Genomic DNA, 23,424 nt, shown 5'->3' on the forward strand with positions numbered 1-23,424 from the left:
AGTTAAGAATGGCAAGAAACTTAACCAATTTTTGTAAAAATGTTATGATTATAATATTAATTAGCGAGGTATACAGTTATGTCATTAGAATTTCCCGAAAATATGAATGAAGTTCAACAAAGTTTAGCAGTGGGGCGGTTAAATAATCCCCAATTAACTGAAGATGAAGTAATTATTAATTCAATTAATGATCATTTTCAAAGCTATTTAGATGAAGCTGAAGAGGGTCATTACGATACCGGAAAATTAGTTAATAATGAAATCGTTGTTGTTAGTGTTTTTGGTAAAGAAGTTGAGCGATTAAAGCCACTCGGTCAATCATTTATTGCAGACTTTAAAGAACAAACTGATAATTTACTAACTTATTTGGAAGAACAATCCTATAAGATTGCTAGAAAATAAAAAAAGACCTATGATTAGGTCTTTTTTATTTGACTGGTTTTTTGACAATCATAACATCACAAATTGCATTACGATTAACAAAAGAAGTTACGGAACCTTCTAAAACCTGTTGTAGTTTTCCCATTCCAGTTGCTCCCATAACGATTAAATCATTATGGTGATCGGAAGTAAATTCTTTACTAATAATAGTTTTAGGATTACCAAAACGGATATGTACACTGACTTGTTTTAATCCTGCGGCTTGTACTTTTTTCATTAAATCATTTAGATAGCTAGTAGTATCTTCGACTAGGGAATTGATAACATCCCCATCAATTAACCCGCCATAATTATAGCTATACTGTGAGGTACTTAAAACATTTAAAATATCGATACTACCATCATTTAATAGAGCTAGATTAGTAGCACGTTGTAAAGCAGCTTCAGCTTGTTTTGAACCATCAACTGGGACCAAAATATTTTGATAATGACTGATTTGCATAAATATTCCCCCAATACTTATTTACTTTAATTATAACTTACTTTAATTAAAAATTCTTATCCTTTAACTGGAAGTGAAATTTTGGTTTGAGCTAAAATGTGACCTTGCATTTGGTTCCGTAAGTCATTAAGCCAAAAGCCGTCAGTAAGATCCAAATTAGTATCTAGAGCGTAAACCGTTAATTCATAGGTGTGCGTACCATCGGGAGGAGTAGGGCCAAAGTAGCGCGCTTTAGTCCGTTCATCCGTATTACTGATATATTTTCCTGCGGTACTATTATTTCCCTGAGTCATTTGAATAATTGGGCTTTGGCTATTATTTTCTGGAATTAAGGTAGCTCGACTAGGAATGTTGGCAGCAATCCAATGTATCCAAGGAAAGCCCGCTACGGGAACGGCATCATAATCTAAAAAAGTTAGAGCGTATGATTTCGTATTTTTGGGTGCTTCATCAATGGATATTGGAAAAGATGTAATTGGAATATTATGCAATTTATGTGATTCGTCGGCATGTTTAGTAAATTTATCTGGTAAGAAATTATTTTCTAGCGGTACGGTAATTTTCATATTTTTCACCTCTGATTTAATTCTAACTTTTAAGTATTAAAAGAACAATTATATACGCTAAATAAAAAAACCTTCGATTAATCATCGAAGGTTTTTTATTATTTAGTACATAGACGTCTAATTGCTTCAGCATAAATGTCCATAGCTTTAAACATTTTATCTAGTTCCCAATTTTCGTTGACTTGGTGCATGGTATCTTCAACCCCAGGAAGCATGGCACCAAAGGCCACACAGTTGTTCATAGTTCGAGCATAGGTTGCCCCACTAGAAATTTGTGGTTGAGTATTATCACCAGTTAGATCTTTGTAAGTTGACATTAAAGTAGTAACTAATTTGCTATCAGTTGGTACATAAAGTGGGGCAAGATAGTCAAATTCTTCATATTGTAAATTGAAAGGAGCTACTTTAGCTTTTAAATCAACTAATAAGTTATCACGATCAACCGTAACTGGAATACGCATATCAATTTGCATTCTAGATTCTTTGGCATTGATTTCCAAGCTAGAAATGTTAAAGGTTAGTTGACCAGATTGTTCGTCAGCTACTTTACCTAAAAGATTAGTACCAGTAGCATCTTCTTTAAATACTTCACCGATAAAGTCTAAAGTTTTATTACCTGGGAAGACTTCATCTAAAGCCATGGCTAATCTTAAAATAGCATTGGTACCTTGAGGAGCATTCATCGCATGAACTGTCTTACCAATTACATTAATACCATCAGCGGTATTTTCATATTCAAAGCCAAATTTATCAAGGGCAGCTTTAACTTCGTCTACCTTAGGTCCGTTATAAGGGGCACTATCAGGAACGGCATTAAAGGCTGCTTTGATAGAAATGTCAAGATCATCGCTACCTTCACCAACTAAGTAAGCTTGTTGTAAACCTTTTTCAGCGTAAATTACTGGAAATTCTGCATCAGGAGCGATTCCCATATCAATTTGATCTTCAAATTGATTGTAAACGGCAATTCCTCTCCATAAGTTTTCTTCGTCAGTACCAAAGATAAAACGAATACGACAATTGAATTCATATCCTTGATCAATTAAAGCTTTAACAGCAAATAAGGCTGCCATTGAAGGGCCCTTATCATCTTGTGAACCACGACCATAAATGCGACCATCGCGAATATCAGCAGTAAATGGATCAGTAGTCCAAGCAGCTTTATCCCCAACGGGAACTTCGTCCATGTGGCCGATAATTCCAAAAATTTTATCACCAGTACCAACTTCGGCATAACCGTAGTTACCAGCAGGATCTCTAAAAGTTCTAAAACCTAATTCATCACAGATTTTAAGTACTTCTTTTAAAGCATCGTTAATACCTTTACCAAATGGTTGACCATTTTTAATAGTCGATTCATCGTAAACGGATGCTTTGCTAATAAGTCGTTTTAAGGCTTCAACCGCCTCATCTTGTTGTTTTTTAGTGACAATTTGATCCATAATTTAGTCCTCCTAATTATTTAGATTAAGGCCATTACTGCTAAGAATATGATAGTAGTAATGAGCAAGTAAACCATTAATTTGAATATAAATTTCCACCAGACGGTAATATTAACATGGGCAATGGCTAGGGCCCCCATGATAACACCAGAGGTTGGAGTAATTAAGTTAACCCAACCGGAAGCACTTTGGTAAGCAGTAACTACTAAACTAGGAGCAACGCCGGCAAATTTACCTAATGGTCCAATGATTCCCATGGTAGCAGCGGCTAAACCTGAAGTTGATGGAATTAAGAATGACATTGGAATATAGAAGATATATACCAAAATAATAAAGACAGCAGATCCTAGATGAGAAAGACCATTTTCACCCCAGTGAAGAACAGTAGCGGTCATATTACTATCATTCATAACGATTTGAATACCACGAGCAACTGCCACAATAATGGCAACGCCAATAAAGTCACTCATTCCACTCATAAATGAATCAATGAAAGCTGATTCGCTCATTCTAGATGCAAACATAACGATTACGGCACCTAATAGGAATAAAGTAGTAATTTCAGTAAAGTACCATGAACCGAAAGGTACTAAATTAGAACCAAGTAAGTGACCTAGAACGGGGATATCTTGAATTTTTTTAGTAATAGTTACAAAGAAAGTCCATTTCTTGTTAATGGTATCCCAAGGAATTAAACCTAAAATCATGATAAAGAACGTTAAACCAAAAATCCATAAAGTGGCTTTTTGGCGACCAGTCATTTGATAATTTTCATCTCTGCTGGATAAATTAAAGCGTTTAAGATCTTCTTCACGTTGTTCATATAGTAATGAATTTTTAGGATCTTTTTCGACTTTAGAAGCATAGTGATAAACATAAAAAATACCAAGCGCGGTAGTAATAACTAGTAAAACTACTCGAGAAATTATACCGTCACCGGGTGAAATATTTAAGGTTTGAGAAGCTACCCCAGTAGCAAAGGGGTTAACCGTTGAAGCTAAACAACCAATTTGTGATCCAATTAAAATAATAGCAATTGCCACTAATGAATCAAAACCAACCGCAATCATAACGGGAATTAATAATGGATAAAAAGCGATAGTCTCTTCTGACATACCAAAAGTTGTTCCACCTAAAGCAAATAAAATCATAAGTAATGGAATAAGTTGTTTTTCTTTACCTTTATATTTAGAAACAACTGTGGCAACACCGTCATCTAAAGCTTTGGTTTGGTTAACTACTCCTAGGAAACCACCAATTGCTAAAATGAATAGTGAAACTGAAATTGCACCTTCAGTCTTATCGTTACCGATCATCCCATAGATAGGAGCAGCAAAGACATCCCAAATACCTTGGGGATTTGACTTAACAGCATGATATGTATGAGCAATGATGTCGCCGGCCTTGTTAGTATCGTATTGACCAGCTGGTATAATCCAAGATAAGATAGCTACAATTATAATAATGAAAAATAAAATTGTGTACGCAGATGGCATCTTGAATTTCTTTTTTGGTGCCTGAGGTTCATTAGTCATAAACTCACTTCCTTATAATATAAAATTTAGAATTATAGTACACCTTCATTATAGTTAATCTTTTAGAATGTAGCAATTTTGCAAGCTGATAAATCTGATTTATTTTAAAGTGAAAGGAAGAATTTAAGTGAATTATTTAGTGTTAATCATATTTGCCTTTTTGGGAGGGATTACCCGCTATCAAATTAGCGTTTGGTTTACCCCAATTAATGGATTTCCGATTGCTACTTTGATAGTAAATTTATTAGGCTGTTTCTTATTAGTCCTAATTACTAATTATATTGGGCGAGCTTATAAATTATCACCAATTTTGATTTCCAGTATGGGATCAGGTTTTGTAGGAGCAATGACCACGTTCTCGACTTTTAGTAACGAAACATTAAAAATGCTAATTAATCATCAATATTTAACGGCTATTGGTTATGACGGGCTCAGTTTAATTGGTGGAGTGTTAATTAGCTTAATATGCATTAAACTAAGTGCTTATCTGTTAAGGAGGAAAGGTTAATGCTAACGTATGGATTAGTGGGTAGTGGTGCTGCACTAGGGGCGGCGATGAGATTTTTAATTACTAACTTATTTAAAAAAATGGAATTAGTAAAATTTTCGTTAGCAACTTTATGTATTAATTTAATCGGTTGCTTATTAATGGGGATTCTTTTAGGATTGAAAATCCAGGGAGCCTGGTGGAGCTTTTTAGGCCTAGGAATTCTAGGAGGCTTTACAACCTTTTCAACTTGGATGAGTGAGGTGGCTGCTCTGATGGATACTAAACGAATTAAAGTTGGCTTAATCTATCTATTAGGGACATTTATGGGCGGCTGGTTCTTAATTTTGGTAGGTCGGTATGTCACAGAATGGTTTATACAATAAAAAAACCAGGTAAGTAACACCTTGCGGTATCAACCTATCTGGTTAAACGGATCTGATTCGTCGAGTACAGTCTAGATATTGTAGACCCTTGCTCGGTGGATATCAGATTCAAAGTAGTTCCTCTTGGGAACATCTATAATATAACACCATTTAAATTTTAATGGTTAAAATATGCTTATTAATTATTTGGTATGACCAATGGAGATAGTACTATGATTATATTGATCGGAATTTAAGATTAAGTCTGAACAAAAACGAGCTACGGTTGCTCTAGAAATTGGCCATGAAGTGGCATGTTCTTTAAAATTAGTTACGGAGTAATTTTCAATATTTTTATTATCTGTAATGTAATTTGGACAAATAATGGTCGAGTTAACTTCTGGATCCGTTTGGATAATTTTAATGGCTACCTTTTCACTACCAATAAAGCTATTTTCATCTTCTAAGTCGCCATAATTTTCTTCAGTTTGCGAGCGATTTTCTGAATGAATAGAGGTATATAATCCTGGGGTAGCGACCCAAATAATTCTTTTAACATTACTCCTTTTAGCAGCTTCTAAAACAGCTTGGGTGTCTTTGATCATATTACTAATGCCGGCTATGGCAAAAATGAGATTGGCATCGCTCAAATAGTTAACCAAGTCCTGTGAACTAACCTGGTTGATTTTGAATACTTGGGAGTTATTAAAACTAATATTAACGTTTGATTTTATGATAAGCACCATCGTGACTAGGTTTTCTAAATTTTTTTCAACTAGTTGGGCAGTTTTATTATCAGCCCCAATAATAACAATTTTTTTCAAATCGATCCCCCCGTGCAATTAATAGATTTATTATAAATCCAAGTAATTGGTCGTAAAAGAATATTGTCTATTGCTTACTAATTGAAATGGATTCATTAATGTGTTGATTAGGCTCTAAAATTAATTCACTAATAAAGTGCGCCACCGTTTTGCGGGATACGGGACCGCCTAATAAATTATCATTCTTTTGGGTAGTAACGATGGTTTGAATTTCATCTTCATCAGTTAAAATATTTGGTCGGATAATGGTTGATTCTAGGGAACTATCGTCAATGATATCTGCACCAATCCGTTCATCGCCCATATAACTGTGTGCGTCGCTAACTTTACCATATTCCGCTTCCATCTTTTGTTGGTGACCCGGTAAATATTCGGTATAAATACCGGCCGTGGCTACCCAGATAATTCGCTGAACATTTTCTGCGATGGCGGCTTTAACTACAGCATCCGCCATTTTGGCCATGTAAGTCGGACCTAAATTTGAATAAATGATATCTTGGCCCCGCATGGCGGATTTTAAATCTTCTAAATTAGTTGCATCCCCAACGATTACTTTTCCGTTAGGGTTAGTTAATTTATTTTTATTGCGTAAAAATAAAGTCATATCGACTTTATCAGCTAATTCATGTTCAACAAGTTGGGCAATTTGACCACTGGCACCGAGAATTAGGACTTTTTTCATATAAATACCTCATTTCAATTTAGCTTATATGCACATTATAAACATTTTAGATATAAAATTAGTTAATTTACATTTAGTAGTTGTAAAATTAGTTTATAAATACTAAGAAATGGAGAGTAATTAAAAATGAAATTTACTGAAGTTACGTTGAATCAAGCTAATGAAACTTACTTAGATATATACGATAGTGGTACTCAAGAAAATCTACCAGCGATAATTGTAGTTCCTGGTGGTGGCTATAAAAAGTTTAATGATTTTGATAGTGAAAAAGTTGCCATTTCTTTTCTAACTAAGGGATTCCAAGCATTTGTAATTCGCTATGCGGTAGGTGAATACAAAGATTATCAACAATCAATTCAAGCAGTTAACCAATCAGTAGATTATATTGTGGAACACGCTGATGATTTACATGTTAGGGTTGACCAATTAGGGATGATTGGTTTATCAGCAGGGGGTCAATTGGCAGCTCGCTATTCTAATACTTCAAATAATCGCTTGCGCTACGTAGTCTTAGGTTATCCGGTTATTACTAAGGCCTTAGATCAAGGAATGGGTGTCGCAACCGAAGATGTTTCGTTGATGGTTAATGAAAATACGGTACCCACCTTTATTTTTGGTTCCCGCGATGATACCGTTACTCCTTATATGGATCATATTCATCCATATGAAAAGGCGCTTTATGAAAATAATGTAGCCTTTGAGGTTCATATTTATAGCACCGGTGGCCATGCTTATAGTCTAGCCAATCAATATACAGGAAATGGCAATCAACGGATTGATCATCATTTTGCTAGTTGGTTCCCATTATTTATGGAATGGGTTCAAGCCTATCTTTAAAATTTAGGAGGAATTCAAAATGAAAGCCTTTGGATATCAAACTCATGGGGGTCCAGAAGTATTTAATGAATACGATATAGCCGAACCCGTAGTCAATGATCAAAAAGTTAAGATTAAAACCATTAAATTTGGAATTAATAACTATGATGTAGATCAACGCAAACAGTTGGCAAAAATTGTCGCTGGCAAACCATATATTCCCGGTTTAGATGTGGTGGGTGAAATCACTGAAGTTGGTGGTGACGATGATCAATTTAAAGTAGGTGATTTAGTCGTCGCTAGGGGGTTACATACGTATGCTCAATCAGTAGTAGCCAAAAAAACGAATGTTGCTAAATTAGCTAACGACCAAAATTTGAATGAAGCAGTAGGAATGGTTACTTCAGGCATTGCTGCGTATAATATTGTTCATTCATTTGCAGAGATTAAGCCAGAGATGACAATAGTGGTCCAGGGAGCTTCCGGAGGAGTGGGCTCTATCGTGACGCAATTGCTAGCTGGATTTGATAACCTTAAAATTATTGGCATTGCTTCTAGTAAAAATGCTACTTATGTACAATCACTAGGGGTTGATCAGTTTATAGCTTATGATCAGGTAAATCTTGCACAAGAGCTTAATTCCGTAGCGGATATAGTAATTGATACTTCGCTGAATGGAGCGGGATTAAATAGCGATATGGCGATGCTAAAAGCTGGTGGTCAATTATTAATGGCAGCGGGAGTCGAGCAGCCAGCTAACGATAAGAATATTCAATTTATTCCAGTTGGTTTTACAGATAAATTTACCGAAGGATATATTTTAAAAGAACTAGTTAGTTTATTAGAAAAAGATCAGTTACAAATTAGGATTAGTAAGGTAATGCCATTTGAATTAGCAAGTGTAATTCAAGGACACCAACTTATGGAACAACATCCCCAGGGACGAATTATTATCGGTCAATAAAAAAATCTCGTTACTATATTAGTAACGAGATTTTTTATTATAAAACAGAAGCTAAATTATTTAGGAAGTGTAAAAAGATATTATAGCGAATATCTTTAAAGTGCATATAAGTAAAGGCTAAGACCCATCCCAGAGCAGAATACATAAGTAAATTTAAATCGGGCTTAGGTTCATGAGCTAATCCGAATAGGACTCCACTAAATAAAATTGCCATGAAGTTATTAAAATGGTTATTTTTATTGAAGAAATAATTCATGAAAATTCCTCTGAAAATTAATTCCTCAAAGATCGGAGCGATAAATACCGCAAATAAATTACTCCAAATAGGTAACTGCATAGCAGCTTGTTCTACGTCAGTTTGATTGGTAGGAAAACTAATTATATTTTTACTAATTAAGATTGACCAAGTAATTTGGATTACATTCATTAAGATATATAGCCCAAAGATAAGTAAAATTTTTTGAACATTAACTTTATTTTTGCCAAAATGTCTAGGATTGTTCGTTTGTAATTGAGTATGGTAGCGCCAGTCAATAAAGGCTAACGCCACCGCACAAGCAATTAGGCCCATTCCTAAGACTTCTTGAGCTAGTGATACTTTATTACCAAACGCTCCTGATAAAGTTATCATTGATGAAGCAGTTAAATAGACGATTAAAAACAAGATCCATTTAATAATTTGAAATATTTTAGTACCGAGGTATTTTAAAATTTCAGTAAAATTCATTAGATAAACTCGATAGTAATCATGTTTTCGTCATAGTCCATCACAACAATTTTTTCATCAGTCAGGCTAATGATCTCTACCCCATAGTTAGCTAAATGAGAAGTAACGTTTTCGTATTTATCTTTAGTTACCATACCAATCTTAGTAGGAATTGTTTTAGTAGTTTGGTTAAAAGCGATAATTTGTTTATTGCCAATCTTGATAGCTTTTTTGCCACCATAATCAATTATCGGAAGATCGAAGACCTCATGATAGAATCTAAGTGCGGTTTCTAGATTCACAACATTTAGTTCAAGATAGTTAATTTCGCGAATATTCATAAGTGTATTTCCTTTACGTAAAAATTATTTATAACTATTATATAACTTTTTAGTTAAAAATGCGGTTGACGTTACTAAATATTAAGAGTAACGTATTTCAATACAGATTTTCTTAATCTAAGGAGGAAACCTAAGTGGCTTTATTAGAAGTTTCAAATTTGGCAATGAGTTTTGCGGAAAAAGACTTATATAGTGATGCTGAATTTCAATTAAACAAAGGCGACCATATGGGAATTGTGGGACAAAATGGGGTTGGAAAATCTACCCTAATTAAGATCATTACCGGTAGTGAATTACCGCTATCAGGTGATATTAAATGGCAAAAAAATATTAAAATTGGTTATTTAGACCAATATGCCAAAATTCCTAATGAATTAACCTTAACTCAATTTTTACAAACTGCATTTGAAGATTTATATCGAATGAACGATGAATTAACTGATTTATATAATCAATATGCAGAAACTGGTAACGAAAAATTGTTAGAGCGGGCTGGAACCCTCCAAGAAAAAATTGACGTTAGCGGATTTTATGAATTAGACACTAAAATTGAACAAACGATTACCGGTCTGGGACTAGATAGTATTGGTCGTGACCAACTAGTGGGTAGCATGTCCGGAGGTCAACGTTCCAAAATTATTTTAGCTAAGATGTTATTAACAGAACCCGATGTTATTCTATTAGATGAACCAACCAATTATTTGGATACCGTCCAAATTGATTGGCTAATTGACTATTTAAATAATTTCAGTGGGGGCGTATTAGTAGTTTCTCATGATTATGATTTTCTAGAACAAATTACTAACTGTATTATTAATATTGCTTTTGGGAAAATCACTAAATATCGTGGTAGTTTTAAACAGGCTATGCGCCAACGAGCTGAACGTGAAGAATTCCAGCAACGTCAATTTGAGAAACAACAAGTTGAAATTGAAAAAGAAGAACGTTTTATTCGTAAAAATAAAGCGGGATCTAAATCAACCATGGCTAAGTCACGTGAAAAGAAATTGGCTAAAATGGAACGAATTGATCCACCTTCAACTAATTTAATGGCTACTTTTAATTTTCCTTACCAAGATACTGGTTCCCATAACGCTTTAGTGGTGAATGAGTTATCAGTTGGTTATGAAAAACCATTACTTTCACCGGTCACTTTCTCAGTTTCAAATGGTGAAAAGGTTGGGATCAGTGGTTTTAATGGGGTTGGTAAATCAACTTTAATTAAATCCATTTTAGGTAAAATTAAAGCCAAAGGTGGGGAAGCTAATTTTTCACCTTCAGCCGTAATTAGTTATTTCAGTCAGGACTTGGTTTGGGATGATAATCGCCAAACTCCTATGCAAATTATTCAAGATGCTTATCCTAAGTTAAACCAAAAAGCCATTCGAACTAAGTTAGCTAAATGTGGTTTAGATTCTCAAAACGCTATGAAACCAATTGGGCAGTTATCCGGTGGGGAACAGACTAAAGTTAAATTAGCTTTAATGGAATTTGTACCTAGTAACTTTTTAATTATGGATGAACCAACTAATCACTTGGATGAAGAAACTAAAAATGCCTTAAAGAAAGCTCTATTAGACTTTGAAGGTAACTTAATTATTGTTAGTCATGAGGCTAGTTTTTATAAAGGGCTAGTTGATAAAGAAATTAATGTAGAAAAATTAAGTTTAAAAGCTCAATAAAAAAAGCAACCACAATTGTGGTTGCTTTTTTGTTTATTTATTAAAAGTTCCGTCTTCAACAGATTTAATAAAGTTAGCAAGGTGATCGTAATAAACTGGAGCATTATCGATCATGTGGTGATGGCCACCTTCAGGAGTAGAAACAAATTGGGCGTTTGGAATCATTTCGGCCATGCGTTTACCAGTTTCGACTGGCATAGTTTCGTGTTCTCCAAAAGTAACTAGTGTTGGAACTTTGATATCTTTTAATTGATCGGTGAAGTTCCATTCTTTTAATTTACCAGTAACTACAAATTCATTATCCCCTTGGAAAGCGTGATAAATATCAGTATTCATAAGTGGGATTAAGTGTGAAATTGCAGCTGGTTGTTTGCGATCGATATAACCACGATTTAAGATATCAACATATTCTTGGTATCTTTCGTTATCGTAATCATTTTTAGCTTCGCATTCTTTCATGTAAGCAAGTTGGTCAGCAGTTAAAGCTGCTTCACGAACTTTATTAAGATTTTCAGTGTAGTCATCAATACGATCAACCATTGATGAGATAATAGCACCTTTTAAATGGTCACCATATTTTTTGGCGTACATTTGAACTAAAGCGCCACCCCATGATTGGCCAATTAGGTAGAATTTATCGATACCTAATTTTTGACGAATTTCTTCAACTTCGTCTAAGAAGTAGTCATAATTTAAAATATCATTAGCAACTTTTGGATCGCTGAAATCAGGAGTATCTGAGTACCATGATCCAAGTTGGTCATACATGTGGACTTGTACATTTAGTCCTTGTTTTTTTAATTGTTTAGCAGTATCTTCCCAATATTCGTGAGAACCACCAGGACCTCCATGCAAAGCAAGAAGATGGATATCGCCAGTACCTTGGGTATTAGTCCAAATGTGATAACCGTTATCTAATGTAATAATAGTTGTGCCTTCGCGCATAAAAATTCACCTGATTTCTTATAAATTAGTATTAATGATAGCACTTTTTGACGATTAATTCTTATCGTTTTTGTGAATTGGTAAGGTGATTTGTGAATTTGACATGTTAATGGTATAAGTTAGGGCTTCATTTCCACGTAGTGTATATTCAAAATCGGTGGCGTAAATGATTATTCCTAATTGGTGACCGGATAATAATCGGTAGAAAGTAGGTTGCATTGCTAAGTTAACTTGCATGAATTGATCTTTAGTAACTGAATTAACTTCGTAGCTATTTTTTAAATTTTGTAAATTAATGTGTCCATTGGTAATGATTTTATAATCCACCGGATGTTTTTGGAATTTAAATTCTTTAAGATCATCATTCTTCCATCTAAAGCCTAAGGGTAATCCTTTAGGATCTAAAATAGATGGAGTGGTTTCTAAGGCATTTTTAATTCCGTAGTCGACGATTGCGACACTTATAAGTCCGTGATCGGAGTTGACTTTAGCGGATAAATTAAGTTGAATAGTTCCATCAATTAAACGTTCCTGACTAATTGGTTGTGTTATTAGGCGGATGACATGGTTATCAAGAGGACTATTATTATTAACTAAATCATGGTGCCATTGTTCGTAACTATTAGTATAGATTTTAAAGTTTTCGTCATCCAATTGATCACTGAATTCTTCTAAATCGTTATGATTATTGAATTTAGGATCATTTAAATTAATTACCTTTTTATCTTGGAAATTATCCCAATCATTATAAATATTCCAGGTAGCTTCTTGAGTATTATCTTGTACCAAGACGTCTGGTAAGACATCGTTAGCGTGATTTTCAATATCTAATAATTTATTGGTTAACCATACGTTGGCAATATCATTAAAATCTAGAGATAGTAAGTTATTGATATAGATATGTTGGCCTTGATGTAAAATCATTTTTTGGGTAGTAGTGGTGGATTTTAAAGCATTCCAAAGTTGGTTAGCATGAATTGGTTTGACGTTAGTATCATTTAACCCATGCACAATTAACATATCAGCTTGGATATTTTTAACATCTGGTAGATAGTTGCGATTTTGCCAAAATGAATTATAGTTTCCAGATTCACGATCTTGTCCGGCAGTAATACGTTTAAGTTGCTGAATCCATTTATCTTTAAGGGGTAAATAATCACCAGCGTTTAATTGACGGCTGAAAGTTTCTTCGGCTAGCACATCGGCATCTTCACCTTGGAAACCACCGGGAGCAACTACCAATCCATTTTCGCGGTAATAGTTGTACCAATTAGAAATACCCGCTTCTACGATGCAAGCTTTTAGGCCATCAACCCCAGTAGTAGCAGCGGCTGTAGCTAAAGTTCCTAAGTAAGATTTCCCAGTCATTCCTACATGGTGATTAGACCAAAATGCTTTAATTTCAATGTTATCGGTATGGTTGGTAAAGGCAGTGCGTTTACCATTTAACCATTCAATAACGGCTGTAGTGGAGCGAGTTTCGGCTTGAGAACCGGTAGTTCGAAAACCACCAGAACTTTTGGTACCAATACCAGCACAGTATACCACTGCAAAACCACGGGCCAAGAAGTAATCATTGAGTGAATAAGACTGTGGTTGACTAAAGGAGGCTTCAGCTACAGAAGTCGAACCATTAATGGCTCTAGGCTCTGGTGATTTAGGTAAACTTTCTTGGGTGAATTCTAAATTATCAGTAGCTGGTTTCACGGAAATCGGGCGATTGACGTTATGCATCATTTTTTCGCCAGCTTCATCATTGGTTCCTTGATTATAAGGACTTGCTGTATATAGAGTGGGAACTTTAAGTCCATCTTCAGTTTCTTTGGGACGAATAACTTCCACTTTAACTAAGTCACGTTTTCCATCTTGATCAGTATCTAAGTCAGTTTCCACGTAAACCACGTCATAAATTAATTTAGAGGTATCAAAAACCGCTTGAGTTTTGCCGTTGAAAATCAAAGGCTTTTTTAAAATGGAGTCACTAAAATATTGAGCATAATACCCTTGACTAGCTAAATAATCGATTAGTAAAGGTCCTTGCTTAGTACGAGAATTTAATAAAACATACCAAGCGTCGATTAAGTTATCACAGGTTAATTTTTCATCCATGTTAGCAACCATTAAATGCTGATCATGCATGAATTTGATGGGATGATCTAATTCAAAATCTAAATCTACTTGATATCCCAAAAGCTGTAAACCCACATTATAAAATGCAGTTTTAGAAACTAATTTATTATGGAGCGTATAGTCATTGGCATTTTTATTTTTAGTTGCCATTAAATTTTCTAATTTATGAATTCGAGTTGAGAGTCCTTGGTGTTCGATAAAAAATTTAACCAGAAATTGGCGCCATAACATAACGGGATCGGTTACTTTTTTGGTTTTAGGAGTTAAGAATCTAGTATCAATAAGTTCATTTATAATTTGATTATGTTCAGTAGGAATAAAGGCAAACTGATTATTTTTCATGAAGAATCTCCTTTGGTATTTCAAAAATATTATGCATCTATAACATTTATTATAGCCTAATTTCATAATATTCTAAAATCTAGTCTTTAAGGAATTTAAATGATAATATTTAGTTATTAACCAGAATTGTTAAAAGGAGAATTATATGCATTATTTCGGCATTATTGTGTTGATTTTATTAAGCACCTTATTGGCTTCGGCGATAAGTATACGGTTAGGAATGCCCGGGGTGGTGGGGCAATTAATTGCCGGAATTATCTTGGGACCAGGCATACTTAACTTAGTTCAAGAAACTAGCTTAGTTAAGGTGGGTGCAGAAATTGGTGTAGTTTTGCTAATGTTCATTGCTGGAATGGAGAGCGACTTAGAGTTACTCAAGAAGTATTTTAAACCCGCTTTAAGTGTGGCTATCTTTGGGGTAGTTGCTCCAATGATTTGTTTTTATATTTTAGGATCTATTTTAAAAATGAATTTTGAACACGCTATTTTCTTAGGAATTATCTTTTCGGCTACCTCGGTCTCGATTAGTGTAGAGGTACTTAGAGAATTTAAGAAATTAGATTCGGTAGAAGGAACGGTAATTTTAGGAGCGGCAGTAGTTGATGATATCATTGCTGTAATTTTGCTAAGTGTATTTGTCAGTTCATTTGGAGTTGGTCAATCCCAAGGAAATATCTGGTTGAATTTAGCCATGCAAGTGGCGTACTTTATCCTAGTTTATGGATTAATAACCTGGTTAGCACCAAGGTTATTAAATGTGGCTAATCGCTTACCAATCAATGGCTCTGCTACAATGGTTTCTTTAGGTTTATGCTTTGGCATGGCTTGGTTAGCAGAATCTATTGGTTTAAGTGACGTAGTCGGGGCCTTCTTTGCTGGAGTTGCCATTTCTCAAACCAAATATTTAAAAGAAGTGGTTAAAGATGTCAATCCCATTGGCTATGCTTTCTTTATCCCGATCTTTTTTGTAAGTATTGGATTGAGTATGCGGTTTGACCATATTATGAACAGTCTAGGATTAATTGTAGGAATGTTTATTTTAGCAGTTTTAACTAAATGGTTAGGCGGTGCGTTAGGTGCCAAATTGACTAAAATTAATTGGTTGAGTTCTAATGTGATCGGTGGCGGCATGATTTCTAGAGGCGAGATGGCTTTAATTGTAGCTCAAATTGGTTTTAGTTCACATTTATTACTAGCTAATTTGTATTCTGAAGTGATTATCGTAATAGTTTTAACTACTATTTTTGCACCACTATTTTTAAAATATTTAATTCCAAAATTAGATCAAAGGAGTGAGTGATTTGATTACTGAATACGCAAGTGGAGCAGTCGTTTATCAAATTAAGGATAATGAAATTTTATATTTGTTATTACAAAGTGCTACCTCAGATTTTTGGGGAATTCCTAAAGGCCATGTTGAGGCTGGTGAAGATTTAGTAGCAACTGCAATTCGTGAGATTAAAGAAGAAACTGGTATTGATGCTCAAATCGACGAGGGTTTTCAAGAAAAAGTGGAATATGATATGAAAAATGGACATCATAAAGACGTAACTTTTTTTGTTAGCCAGGTATCTAACGAGGCAACTGTTAAACGCCAGGTAGCCGAAATTAAAGCCGATGGTTGGTTTACTTTTGTGGATGCTAAGGAACGGTTAACGTATGATAATTTAAAAGATATTTTAATTGATGCCAACCGTTATATAAATCAAAAAGAACATTTAGGTGGGCATGTTAGTGACTAAAAATAAAGTTTTTGTGATTACCGGAGCAGCGGGTAGTGGTAAAACTACCGTTAGTAATTATTTGGTTGATAAATACCATATGGAAAAAGTAATTACGCATACTACTAGAAAACCACGGGAACAGGAAAAAGATAATATCGATTATTATTTTGAAACTCTGGATTCATTTAAGGAAAACCACTATCTAGAATTTGTAGAGTATGCGGGCAACTATTATGGATCATCTTTTGAGGGCTTAACACGAGCTTTTGAAAAGTCTCCGTTAGCAACTATAGTTTTAGACACTAATGGTGCCATTACTTATAAAAATCAATTAAAAGATGAGGCAGTCATCATCTTTTTAGAGGTTGATGATGCTCAAATTCTTTATCAACGAATGCTGGATCGTGGAGATCAGCAGGCCAACATAGATAGCCGTATCAACAGTTTGGAATACATTAGAGATTTAAAGCTGCCAGATGAATTAGTTGGTCAAGCTTACGTAGTTAAAAATAATAATTGGCAAATGACTCAACAAGAAATTGATCAGATCGTTCAAGATAACCTAAAAATGGACTAAATCATTAGATTTAGTCCATTTTTAGGTTGTTGAGAAGTTTAATTAATTATGCTATTATTTTCTAAATTGTAATTATTACTTTTACGAGGTGGATGCATGCCAACATTAATTGATGAAGCAACTAAAATTTTACGAGATAACAAATTAAAAATAACTAAGCAACGTAAAGCTATGTTAGATTACTTAGCTAATAATGCCAAACATTGTTATGTTGATGTAACTAAAATAGATGAATACATGCGCAAAACTTTTCCTAGAATGAGTCATAATACGATATATCGTAATATTGATGAATTTACTCAATTGGGACTAGTTGAACGCCAGGCACAAGGCGACCAAGCGGCGGTCTGTTTTCAATGTGATTTTAAAAATGAACACCACCATCACTTTGTTTGTAACCAGTGTGGGAAGGTAATTGAGTTAGAGAATTGTCCGATTGATCCTAAGATTATGGCGCAATTAGGTGGTTGTCAAATTAGTGGCCATTTATTCCAAATTTATGGAGAATGTGCTGATTGTGTTAATTCGTCAATTTAATGAATTGTTAATAAAAAGTTTACACTTTGTTGACAATTATATGCGATAATCTCTTGAAACATGAGAAAGGAAGTAATTAATTTATATGGATAATCGAATTCCTCCATTGGTAACTCCGTTTGCCATTTTATCAATTTCTTTGGCATTAGGAACAACTAATGTGGTTGTTAACCATGTTAGTGGTACTAACGAAGGAACGCCTAAAGCAACACAAACCGTTAGTCAAAAGCAATTAACTAGTGCAGTTTTAGGTAAAAAGTCAACTTCTAAAGTTACTTCAGAAGACCAAAAAGATACCAAAGAAGATACTCAAAAGAATTCAAATGATAAGCAGACAGTTGATGATTCTAAAGATGAATCAGAAAAAAGCTCTCAAGATAACACTGAGGTAGATTCTGGAGAAACTAGTGATTCTAGTGTAGATAATTCTAGTTCACAAGATAGTAATGCAACTAATTCTAATAGTAGTAATTCAACTGGAACAAATAATGCAGTTGATAATTCGGATACTAGCAATTCAACTAGTAATGATTCAAGTAGTGATACAACTGGTACTGGGACTCAAACTAATCCTAATAGTGCTAATAAAGCAACTAACTCGACTAGTAATTATGCTGGAAAAACAGCTACAAGTGCTAATACTACTGGATCGGATACTAGTAATGCTACCAATGAAGTGGGGGATGATAACTAATGTTTAGTTTCTTAGATATGGTCAACCACTACTTAGGATATTTTAATATCAGTACCACCCTCAAAAGTCGAATATATACGATTTTGGGGATGTTAGGTGATGGATATTTATTTTATGTAGGGATAAGATTACTAAAAAATCAATATTACTCAAGGGGCTCCTTAGTTTTACTGGTAGCGGTAATTTTACTATACTTAACCATTTGTAATTTATTTTATTATTTTACAAAAGTTCAATTTAAATTAGATGCCTCACCGGTTATTGCCAAGTTACTTCATTTACATCCTAAACCTACTGCCGATAATTCAAAAGCAGTACCAACTAATTTAAATCAATCTATACCAAGTAATGGATTTTTTGATACGCATCATATTTTACCGGCTAAAGTAAAAATGGATCTCATGCAGCAAGAGAATTTAAATAGTTTGGTTATTGATTTAGAACGCAGTGGTTTATTAAGACATGATTACCAAGGATTAGATGATAAAGAGATTCAGAATACTTTACAAAATGGAAGTGCGACTGAATTTTATGCCATTGGTAAGGGGGTCATGATTCCCTGTTTTGAAATGCGAACCCAAGATCACCAACTAGTAATTTATGGTGGAATGAACCAAGCTAATTTATTGCCAATTGGCAATATTCAACAAGTTGGGCTACAATATATAAATACGATGGATTTGACTAAAATTAAATTATACTTAGCTTCTGTAGAAGTAGTCGGAGGTTCCTATAAGAGCCTAGGACGAAGCAATTTAACAGAACATACTAAAGATTATCAAATACGAACTCGTGTAGCCTATGAAGTAAAAGACTAAAACCAGCAATGGTTTTAGCCTTTTTTCGTGTATTGTACAATATTATACAAACTTATTATAAATTATGGTCTATAATTAAATTAACTGTATTAGTTACTTTGGAGGATAAAAAGTTATGCCGATGATTGAATTTAAAAATGTACAAAAATACTATAATAACTTTCACGCATTAAAAGATATTAATTTAACAATTAATGATGGAGAAACGGTGGTGCTAATTGGCCCATCTGGATCCGGTAAATCAACTTTAATTCGAACTATTAACGGATTAGAAGATATTCAATCTGGTCAACTAATTGTAAACGGATATGATTTATTAGATAAAAAAACCGATATTAATAAAATTAGAAAAGATGTTGGGATGGTTTTTCAACATTTTAACTTATACGCTAACAAAACCATTTTGGAAAATATTATGTTAGCTCCTAAAATTGTATTACATAGAGAAGATGAAGAAAATAAACGAATTGCCATGGAACTTCTAGAAAAGGTCGGCTTAGCTAGCCAGGCTAATAAATATCCTAGCCAACTTTCGGGGGGGCAACAACAACGAATCGCCATCGCAAGATCATTGGCAATGAAGCCTAAATGCCTACTATTTGATGAACCTACCAGTGCTTTAGATCCCGAAATGATTGGGGATGTTTTAAAAGTAATGAAAGAAATTGCAGAAGATTCTAGCATGACTATGGTAGTGGTAACTCATGAAATGGGCTTTGCTAGAGAAGTTGCTAATCGTGTAGTATTTATGGATCAAGGAACCATTTTAGAAGACGATTCTACGGAAGCTTTCTTTAAGCACCCTAAAAACGAACGGGCAAGTCAATTTTTAAATAAAATTATTAGTCATGAAGATTAGTAATTGGGAGACAGTCAGATGAAAAAAACAATTTTTCGATTAGGAACGGCCCTGGCCATTTTATTTGCTTTGGTAACTTTAAGCGGATGTAAAGATGAATCCCTGGCCGATAAAAATATTTTAAAAAATGATCAAACAACAAAAACCATTACTTGGGGAGTTAAAGCTGATACGCGTTTATTTGGTTTGATGGATGTAAAAGATAACCAAATTAAGGGGTTTGAAATTGATTTGGCTAAAGCCCTTACTAAAAAAATGGTGGGTAATAAAGGACAGGCTAAATTTATTCAAGTAACTTCACAGACTAGAATTCCATTGTTAGCTAACGGAAATATTGATGCAGTGATTGCTACTATGACTATGACGCCCCAAAGAAAGCGCCAAGTAGCCTTTACGAATCCATATTTTAGTGCTGGACAATCTTTGTTAGTCAAAAGCGATAGTAAAATTAAAAATATTCAAGATCTTAATTATTCTGGAGCAGTTGTATTAGGGGTAGTGGGCACTAACTCAGTGCAAAATGTTAAAAAGTATGCGTCCAAGGCTAAAGTTTTACAATTGTCTGATTATTCGCAAGCCTTTACGGCCTTAAAATCTGGTCAAGGCCAAGCTTTAACGACCGATAATGGGATCTTATATGGAATGGTTTCTCAAAATCCGGGTTATTCAGTAGTGGGTGGTAATTTTACCAATGATGCTTATGGAATTGCGGTAAGTAAGCAACAACAACCAATGAAGCGGGCAATCAATCAGGCCTTAAAAGAACTTAAGCAATCTGGAGAATACAATCGAATTTTACATAAATGGTTTGGCAGCATTCCCGGATTCAATTATAAGGAGGCTGAAAAATGATTGAGATATTCCAAAATTATGGCAGTGATTTGTTATATGGATTTGGGCAAACAATTTTATGTAGTGTAATTGCACTATTTTTTGCCTTAATTCTGGGTTCAATTTTTGCCATTTTAGAAGTTATGCCTAATAAATTACTACAAAAAATTAGTAAAATTTATATTGAAATCTTTAGAAATATTCCTTTGTTAGTAATTACCATGATATTTTATGTGGTAGTACCAATGTACTTTGTTAAGATTAGTGGCTTTGTCGCCGGTACAATTGGATTAACGCTATATTCTTCAGCTTTTATTGCAGAAACTGTGCGAGCAGGAATTTTATCAGTTGATAAGGGACAAATGGAAGGCGCCTTATCTAATGGATTAACATTTAAACAATCTATGCGATACATTGTGTTGCCACAAGCTTTTAAATATGTAATTCCACCGTTAGGTAATCAATTTGTTAACTTAATTAAAAACTCATCAATTTTAGCGTTTGTTGCTGGATTTGATTTAATGTATGAAGGTAATGTAATTGCAGCTGATTCACTTAAAAGTATTAGTACTTATATGTGTATTGGTGTTTTATATTTAATCATAACTTTGCCACTTAGTTATTATATGCAACACTTAGAACGCAAACTTTCTTAGGAGGAAATCTCATGCATAATTTTTTAGCGGCTTATTCATGGATTAATATTCGTTTTCTCCTAATTGGGTTAGGAGTAACGATTTTTGTTTCAATTATTTCGATATTTTTTAGTTCGATTATTGGGACAGTTTTAGGGATTATTCGTTACCGAAAAATAAAATTTGTATCCCTAATTGTGGGATTCATTATTGATATTATTCGCAACGTTCCTTTGATCTTAGTCATCTTTTTTACTTATTTTGGGTTACCGGAAATTGGTATTAAAACCAATCCACTTTGGGCCTCAATTTTGGCCCTAATTATTTTTGAATCAATGATGATTGCGGAAATAATGCGAGCAGGCATTCTTTCAATCCCTAAGGGACAAACCGAAGGGGCGATCGCTAATGGTTTAACTTATGGACAAACTTTACGTCACGTAGTTTTACCACAAGCCATTAAAAATATGGTCCCGGCTTTAGTTAGCCAATTCATTTCTTTGGTTAAAGATACATCGTTAGCTACAATTATTGTTTTACCAGAATTAACCAACCATGCTCAAATTATTTATGGTCAAAATACTAATTATACGATTCCGATGTTTTTAGCCTTAGCAGTAATGTACTTTATAATTTGCTATTCAATTTCTAAGGTTGCTAATTATTATGAGCAACGAGTTGAAAAACGCTTAGCAAAATAAAAAATCACCTTACCAAAATGGTAAGGTGATTTTTTATTATTATTCACTAACTTGGTAATCAATAAAGCGATCAGCATCGACGTTCGTTACTTCAGCTTCAATTAAGGTACCGGCATCAGTGTAGTCAGTAGAAATTACGTGAGTATTGTCATTTAAATAAGCTACAATATTACCTTTATCAAATGGAATTAATAATTTAACTACTTGGTAGTTATCAAAAATTTCATCCTTAATCATAGCCGTTAGATCATCTAAGGATTCGGAATTCAAGGCCGACATGATTAGGTCATTACCTTCTCTAGTAGGATAAGGTTGATTATCTAACTTATCAGCTTTGTTAAAAGCAATAATCATAGGGATGTTAGTAACACCAATCTCTTTTAGCGTTTCTTCGGTGGTTTGCATCATTAACTTATAATCCGGATCAGAGTAGTCAACTACTTGAATGAGTAAATCAGCATTAGCTGCTTCAGCTAAGGTTGATTTAAAGGCTTCGACTAGGTTGTGAGGCAATTGACTAACGAAACCAACTGTATCACTAAGTAAAAATTTCTTTTGATCAGGTAAAGTCAATTGGCGAACAGAAGTATCTAAAGTGGCAAAGAGCATATCTTTAACCATTACTTGTTTTTCTTCATGCATGCCAAACTTTTGAATCATACCGTTCATCACCGTAGATTTACCGGCATTAGTATAACCAACAAGTGCAACGGTAGGAATATCATTTTTATCACGTTGTTTACGTTTAGTATCGTTGGCTTTTTGTGCTTCTTTTAATTCGCCTTTAACATGATCAATTTTATTTTGTAGAGTTCGTCGGTTTAATTCTAATTGAGATTCACCAGAACCACGGTTAGTAAAACCACCACCAGCACTGGTACCAGTTTGTTGGTCTAATCGTTGACTAGCACTAGTATGCAATCTAGGTAATTGGTATTTTAATTTAGCCAGCTCAACTTGTAACTTGGCTTCTTTAGATTGAGCCCGATTGGCAAAAATTTCCAGAATTAATCCTGTACGGTCAATGATTCGAGCATTAATATTTTTTTCAATATTTCGAATCTGACTAGGTGATAATTCATCGTTAGCGATTACGGTATCCACGCCGAGATCTTGAACAGTTTGACCCAATAGCTCAATTTTACCCTTACCAAAGTAGGTTGCTGGATCGGGACGATCTAATTTTTGGGTAATGGTCTCAATAGAATCCATATTATTAGCTAAGACTAAATTATTTAGTTCTTCCATGGAATAATCAAAATTGGTATCACCACGATCTAATCCAATGGTGATGACAGATGTTTTAGTTTCTTCTTGGGGCATTTTAAACGCCTCCTA

General features: G+C 34.2%; 27 protein-coding genes. 16 read left to right on the forward strand and 11 right to left on the reverse strand.

Going from position 1 to position 23,424, the window contains the following annotated elements:
• Positions 1-78 precede the first annotated feature (78 nt).
• Positions 79-402 (forward strand): hypothetical protein, encoded by a 324-nt coding sequence (locus LHL71_RS00770; RefSeq protein WP_227361159.1) that lies wholly within the window; start codon positions 79-81, stop codon positions 400-402.
• A 25-nt stretch (positions 403-427) separates the two neighbouring features.
• Here the strand turns inward: LHL71_RS00770 and LHL71_RS00775 are convergent, their stop codons facing one another.
• The 4 genes from LHL71_RS00775 to LHL71_RS00790 form a co-directional block, all read right to left on the reverse strand.
• On the reverse strand, positions 428-883 hold the full coding sequence (locus tag LHL71_RS00775) for a universal stress protein (protein WP_227361160.1): 456 nt from the start codon (positions 881-883) through the stop codon (positions 428-430).
• 56 nt (positions 884-939) lie between these two features.
• Positions 940-1,449, reverse strand: coding sequence for a YbhB/YbcL family Raf kinase inhibitor-like protein (locus tag LHL71_RS00780; protein WP_227361161.1), 510 nt, complete (start codon positions 1,447-1,449; stop codon positions 940-942).
• 98 nt (positions 1,450-1,547) lie between these two features.
• Entirely contained in the window at positions 1,548-2,891 is a 1,344-nt protein-coding gene (locus LHL71_RS00785; RefSeq protein ID WP_227361162.1) for a M20 family metallopeptidase, read from the reverse strand.
• A gap of 20 nt (positions 2,892-2,911) precedes the next feature.
• Positions 2,912-4,426: a YfcC family protein gene (locus tag LHL71_RS00790; protein ID WP_227361163.1), complete on the reverse strand. Its 1,515-nt coding sequence runs from the start codon at positions 4,424-4,426 to the stop codon at positions 2,912-2,914.
• A gap of 127 nt (positions 4,427-4,553) precedes the next feature.
• Between LHL71_RS00790 and LHL71_RS00795 the strand changes: the two genes are divergently transcribed.
• Both LHL71_RS00795 and LHL71_RS00800 read left to right on the forward strand, forming a co-directional pair.
• On the forward strand, positions 4,554-4,934 hold the full coding sequence (locus LHL71_RS00795; RefSeq protein ID WP_227361164.1) for a fluoride efflux transporter FluC: 381 nt from the start codon (positions 4,554-4,556) through the stop codon (positions 4,932-4,934).
• Positions 4,934-5,299, forward strand: a complete 366-nt coding sequence (locus tag LHL71_RS00800) for a fluoride efflux transporter FluC (RefSeq protein WP_227361165.1) — start codon at positions 4,934-4,936, stop codon at positions 5,297-5,299. Before LHL71_RS00795 ends, LHL71_RS00800 begins: the two co-directional genes overlap by 1 nt.
• Positions 5,300-5,481: 182 nt before the next feature.
• Here LHL71_RS00800 and LHL71_RS00805 read toward each other — a convergent pair whose 3' ends face one another.
• Both LHL71_RS00805 and LHL71_RS00810 read right to left on the reverse strand, forming a co-directional pair.
• Positions 5,482-6,102: an NAD(P)H-binding protein gene (locus LHL71_RS00805; protein ID WP_227361166.1), complete on the reverse strand. Its 621-nt coding sequence runs from the start codon at positions 6,100-6,102 to the stop codon at positions 5,482-5,484.
• Positions 6,103-6,169: 67 nt separating this feature from the next.
• Entirely contained in the window at positions 6,170-6,784 is a 615-nt protein-coding gene (locus LHL71_RS00810; RefSeq protein ID WP_227361167.1) for an NAD(P)H-binding protein, read from the reverse strand.
• 126 nt (positions 6,785-6,910) lie between these two features.
• Here LHL71_RS00810 and LHL71_RS00815 point away from each other — a divergent pair, with 126 nt between their 5' ends.
• Positions 6,911-7,621: an alpha/beta hydrolase gene (locus LHL71_RS00815; protein ID WP_227361168.1), complete on the forward strand. Its 711-nt coding sequence runs from the start codon at positions 6,911-6,913 to the stop codon at positions 7,619-7,621.
• Between the two features lie 19 nt (positions 7,622-7,640).
• Positions 7,641-8,564: an NADP-dependent oxidoreductase gene (locus tag LHL71_RS00820; RefSeq protein ID WP_227361169.1), complete on the forward strand. Its 924-nt coding sequence runs from the start codon at positions 7,641-7,643 to the stop codon at positions 8,562-8,564.
• A 37-nt stretch (positions 8,565-8,601) separates the two neighbouring features.
• Here the strand turns inward: LHL71_RS00820 and LHL71_RS00825 are convergent, their stop codons facing one another.
• Both LHL71_RS00825 and LHL71_RS00830 read right to left on the reverse strand, forming a co-directional pair.
• The gene (locus LHL71_RS00825) at positions 8,602-9,291 is read right to left on the reverse strand and encodes a CPBP family intramembrane glutamic endopeptidase (protein WP_227361170.1); all 690 of its coding nucleotides are present in this window, start codon (positions 9,289-9,291) and stop codon (positions 8,602-8,604) included.
• The gene (locus LHL71_RS00830) at positions 9,291-9,611 is read right to left on the reverse strand and encodes a VOC family protein (RefSeq protein ID WP_227361171.1); all 321 of its coding nucleotides are present in this window, start codon (positions 9,609-9,611) and stop codon (positions 9,291-9,293) included. Before LHL71_RS00830 ends, LHL71_RS00825 begins: the two co-directional genes overlap by 1 nt.
• 164 nt (positions 9,612-9,775) lie before the next feature.
• Between LHL71_RS00830 and LHL71_RS00835 the strand changes: the two genes are divergently transcribed.
• Positions 9,776-11,293, forward strand: coding sequence for an ABC-F family ATP-binding cassette domain-containing protein (locus LHL71_RS00835; RefSeq protein WP_227361593.1), 1,518 nt, complete (start codon positions 9,776-9,778; stop codon positions 11,291-11,293).
• A gap of 33 nt (positions 11,294-11,326) precedes the next feature.
• On the opposite strand, the gene LHL71_RS00840 is transcribed toward LHL71_RS00835, so the two are convergent.
• Together LHL71_RS00840 and LHL71_RS00845 are read right to left on the reverse strand one after the other, a co-directional pair.
• A complete protein-coding gene (locus tag LHL71_RS00840; RefSeq protein WP_227361172.1) occupies positions 11,327-12,238 on the reverse strand; it encodes a proline-specific peptidase family protein in 912 nt (303 codons plus the stop codon).
• Positions 12,239-12,292: 54 nt separating this feature from the next.
• Positions 12,293-14,710, reverse strand: coding sequence for a Xaa-Pro dipeptidyl-peptidase (locus LHL71_RS00845; protein ID WP_227361173.1), 2,418 nt, complete (start codon positions 14,708-14,710; stop codon positions 12,293-12,295).
• Between the two features lie 145 nt (positions 14,711-14,855).
• Here LHL71_RS00845 and LHL71_RS00850 point away from each other — a divergent pair, with 145 nt between their 5' ends.
• The 10 genes from LHL71_RS00850 (at position 14,856) to LHL71_RS00895 (ending at position 22,086) form a co-directional block, all read left to right on the forward strand.
• Positions 14,856-16,010 (forward strand): cation:proton antiporter, encoded by a 1,155-nt coding sequence (locus LHL71_RS00850; RefSeq protein ID WP_227361174.1) that lies wholly within the window; start codon positions 14,856-14,858, stop codon positions 16,008-16,010.
• Between the two features lies 1 nt (position 16,011).
• Complete coding sequence (locus LHL71_RS00855) at positions 16,012-16,452, forward strand: bis(5'-nucleosyl)-tetraphosphatase (RefSeq protein WP_227361175.1); 441 nt, start codon at positions 16,012-16,014, stop codon at positions 16,450-16,452.
• Positions 16,439-17,011, forward strand: a complete 573-nt coding sequence (locus LHL71_RS00860; protein WP_227361176.1) for a guanylate kinase — start codon at positions 16,439-16,441, stop codon at positions 17,009-17,011. The genes LHL71_RS00855 and LHL71_RS00860 overlap by 14 nt, the downstream gene beginning before the upstream one ends.
• Before the next feature lie 96 nt (positions 17,012-17,107).
• Positions 17,108-17,548, forward strand: a complete 441-nt coding sequence (locus tag LHL71_RS00865) for a Fur family transcriptional regulator (protein WP_227361177.1) — start codon at positions 17,108-17,110, stop codon at positions 17,546-17,548.
• Between the two features lie 85 nt (positions 17,549-17,633).
• The gene (locus LHL71_RS00870) at positions 17,634-18,242 is read left to right on the forward strand and encodes a hypothetical protein (RefSeq protein WP_227361178.1); all 609 of its coding nucleotides are present in this window, start codon (positions 17,634-17,636) and stop codon (positions 18,240-18,242) included.
• Positions 18,242-19,060, forward strand: a complete 819-nt coding sequence (locus tag LHL71_RS00875) for a DUF6681 family protein (RefSeq protein WP_227361179.1) — start codon at positions 18,242-18,244, stop codon at positions 19,058-19,060. Before LHL71_RS00870 ends, LHL71_RS00875 begins: the two co-directional genes overlap by 1 nt.
• A gap of 115 nt (positions 19,061-19,175) precedes the next feature.
• Positions 19,176-19,919: an amino acid ABC transporter ATP-binding protein gene (locus LHL71_RS00880; protein ID WP_283812373.1), complete on the forward strand. Its 744-nt coding sequence runs from the start codon at positions 19,176-19,178 to the stop codon at positions 19,917-19,919.
• Positions 19,920-19,937: 18 nt separating this feature from the next.
• Positions 19,938-20,771, forward strand: a complete 834-nt coding sequence (locus LHL71_RS00885; protein ID WP_227361180.1) for a transporter substrate-binding domain-containing protein — start codon at positions 19,938-19,940, stop codon at positions 20,769-20,771.
• Entirely contained in the window at positions 20,768-21,406 is a 639-nt protein-coding gene (locus tag LHL71_RS00890) for an amino acid ABC transporter permease (RefSeq protein ID WP_227361181.1), read from the forward strand. The genes LHL71_RS00885 and LHL71_RS00890 overlap by 4 nt, the downstream gene beginning before the upstream one ends.
• 11 nt (positions 21,407-21,417) lie before the next feature.
• Positions 21,418-22,086: an amino acid ABC transporter permease gene (locus tag LHL71_RS00895; RefSeq protein ID WP_227361182.1), complete on the forward strand. Its 669-nt coding sequence runs from the start codon at positions 21,418-21,420 to the stop codon at positions 22,084-22,086.
• Positions 22,087-22,125: 39 nt separating this feature from the next.
• Here LHL71_RS00895 and hflX read toward each other — a convergent pair whose 3' ends face one another.
• A complete protein-coding gene (hflX, locus tag LHL71_RS00900) occupies positions 22,126-23,409 on the reverse strand; it encodes a GTPase HflX (RefSeq protein WP_227361183.1) in 1,284 nt (427 codons plus the stop codon).
• Positions 23,410-23,424: the final 15 nt, after the last annotated feature.

Source organism: Lentilactobacillus laojiaonis, from assembly GCF_020616595.1.
Taxonomy (GTDB): domain Bacteria; phylum Bacillota; class Bacilli; order Lactobacillales; family Lactobacillaceae; genus Lentilactobacillus; species Lentilactobacillus laojiaonis.

Coding starts and splice junctions, on each gene's coding strand:
- LHL71_RS00770 (WP_227361159.1), top strand. CDS start 79: ATGTCATTAGAATTTCCCGAAAATATGAATGAAGTTCAACAAAGTTTA.
- LHL71_RS00775 (WP_227361160.1), bottom strand. CDS start 883: ATGCAAATCAGTCATTATCAAAATATTTTGGTCCCAGTTGATGGTTCA.
- LHL71_RS00780 (WP_227361161.1), bottom strand. CDS start 1,449: ATGAAAATTACCGTACCGCTAGAAAATAATTTCTTACCAGATAAATTT.
- LHL71_RS00785 (WP_227361162.1), bottom strand. CDS start 2,891: ATGGATCAAATTGTCACTAAAAAACAACAAGATGAGGCGGTTGAAGCC.
- LHL71_RS00790 (WP_227361163.1), bottom strand. CDS start 4,426: ATGACTAATGAACCTCAGGCACCAAAAAAGAAATTCAAGATGCCATCT.
- LHL71_RS00800 (WP_227361165.1), top strand. CDS start 4,934: ATGCTAACGTATGGATTAGTGGGTAGTGGTGCTGCACTAGGGGCGGCG.
- LHL71_RS00810 (WP_227361167.1), bottom strand. CDS start 6,784: ATGAAAAAAGTCCTAATTCTCGGTGCCAGTGGTCAAATTGCCCAACTT.
- LHL71_RS00815 (WP_227361168.1), top strand. CDS start 6,911: ATGAAATTTACTGAAGTTACGTTGAATCAAGCTAATGAAACTTACTTA.
- LHL71_RS00820 (WP_227361169.1), top strand. CDS start 7,641: ATGAAAGCCTTTGGATATCAAACTCATGGGGGTCCAGAAGTATTTAAT.
- LHL71_RS00825 (WP_227361170.1), bottom strand. CDS start 9,291: ATGAATTTTACTGAAATTTTAAAATACCTCGGTACTAAAATATTTCAA.
- LHL71_RS00830 (WP_227361171.1), bottom strand. CDS start 9,611: ATGAATATTCGCGAAATTAACTATCTTGAACTAAATGTTGTGAATCTA.
- LHL71_RS00835 (WP_227361593.1), top strand. CDS start 9,776: ATGAGTTTTGCGGAAAAAGACTTATATAGTGATGCTGAATTTCAATTA.
- LHL71_RS00840 (WP_227361172.1), bottom strand. CDS start 12,238: ATGCGCGAAGGCACAACTATTATTACATTAGATAACGGTTATCACATT.
- LHL71_RS00845 (WP_227361173.1), bottom strand. CDS start 14,710: ATGAAAAATAATCAGTTTGCCTTTATTCCTACTGAACATAATCAAATT.
- LHL71_RS00850 (WP_227361174.1), top strand. CDS start 14,856: ATGCATTATTTCGGCATTATTGTGTTGATTTTATTAAGCACCTTATTG.
- LHL71_RS00860 (WP_227361176.1), top strand. CDS start 16,439: ATGTTAGTGACTAAAAATAAAGTTTTTGTGATTACCGGAGCAGCGGGT.
- LHL71_RS00865 (WP_227361177.1), top strand. CDS start 17,108: ATGCCAACATTAATTGATGAAGCAACTAAAATTTTACGAGATAACAAA.
- LHL71_RS00870 (WP_227361178.1), top strand. CDS start 17,634: ATGGATAATCGAATTCCTCCATTGGTAACTCCGTTTGCCATTTTATCA.
- LHL71_RS00875 (WP_227361179.1), top strand. CDS start 18,242: ATGTTTAGTTTCTTAGATATGGTCAACCACTACTTAGGATATTTTAAT.
- LHL71_RS00880 (WP_283812373.1), top strand. CDS start 19,176: ATGCCGATGATTGAATTTAAAAATGTACAAAAATACTATAATAACTTT.
- LHL71_RS00885 (WP_227361180.1), top strand. CDS start 19,938: ATGAAAAAAACAATTTTTCGATTAGGAACGGCCCTGGCCATTTTATTT.
- LHL71_RS00890 (WP_227361181.1), top strand. CDS start 20,768: ATGATTGAGATATTCCAAAATTATGGCAGTGATTTGTTATATGGATTT.
- LHL71_RS00895 (WP_227361182.1), top strand. CDS start 21,418: ATGCATAATTTTTTAGCGGCTTATTCATGGATTAATATTCGTTTTCTC.
- hflX (WP_227361183.1), bottom strand. CDS start 23,409: ATGCCCCAAGAAGAAACTAAAACATCTGTCATCACCATTGGATTAGAT.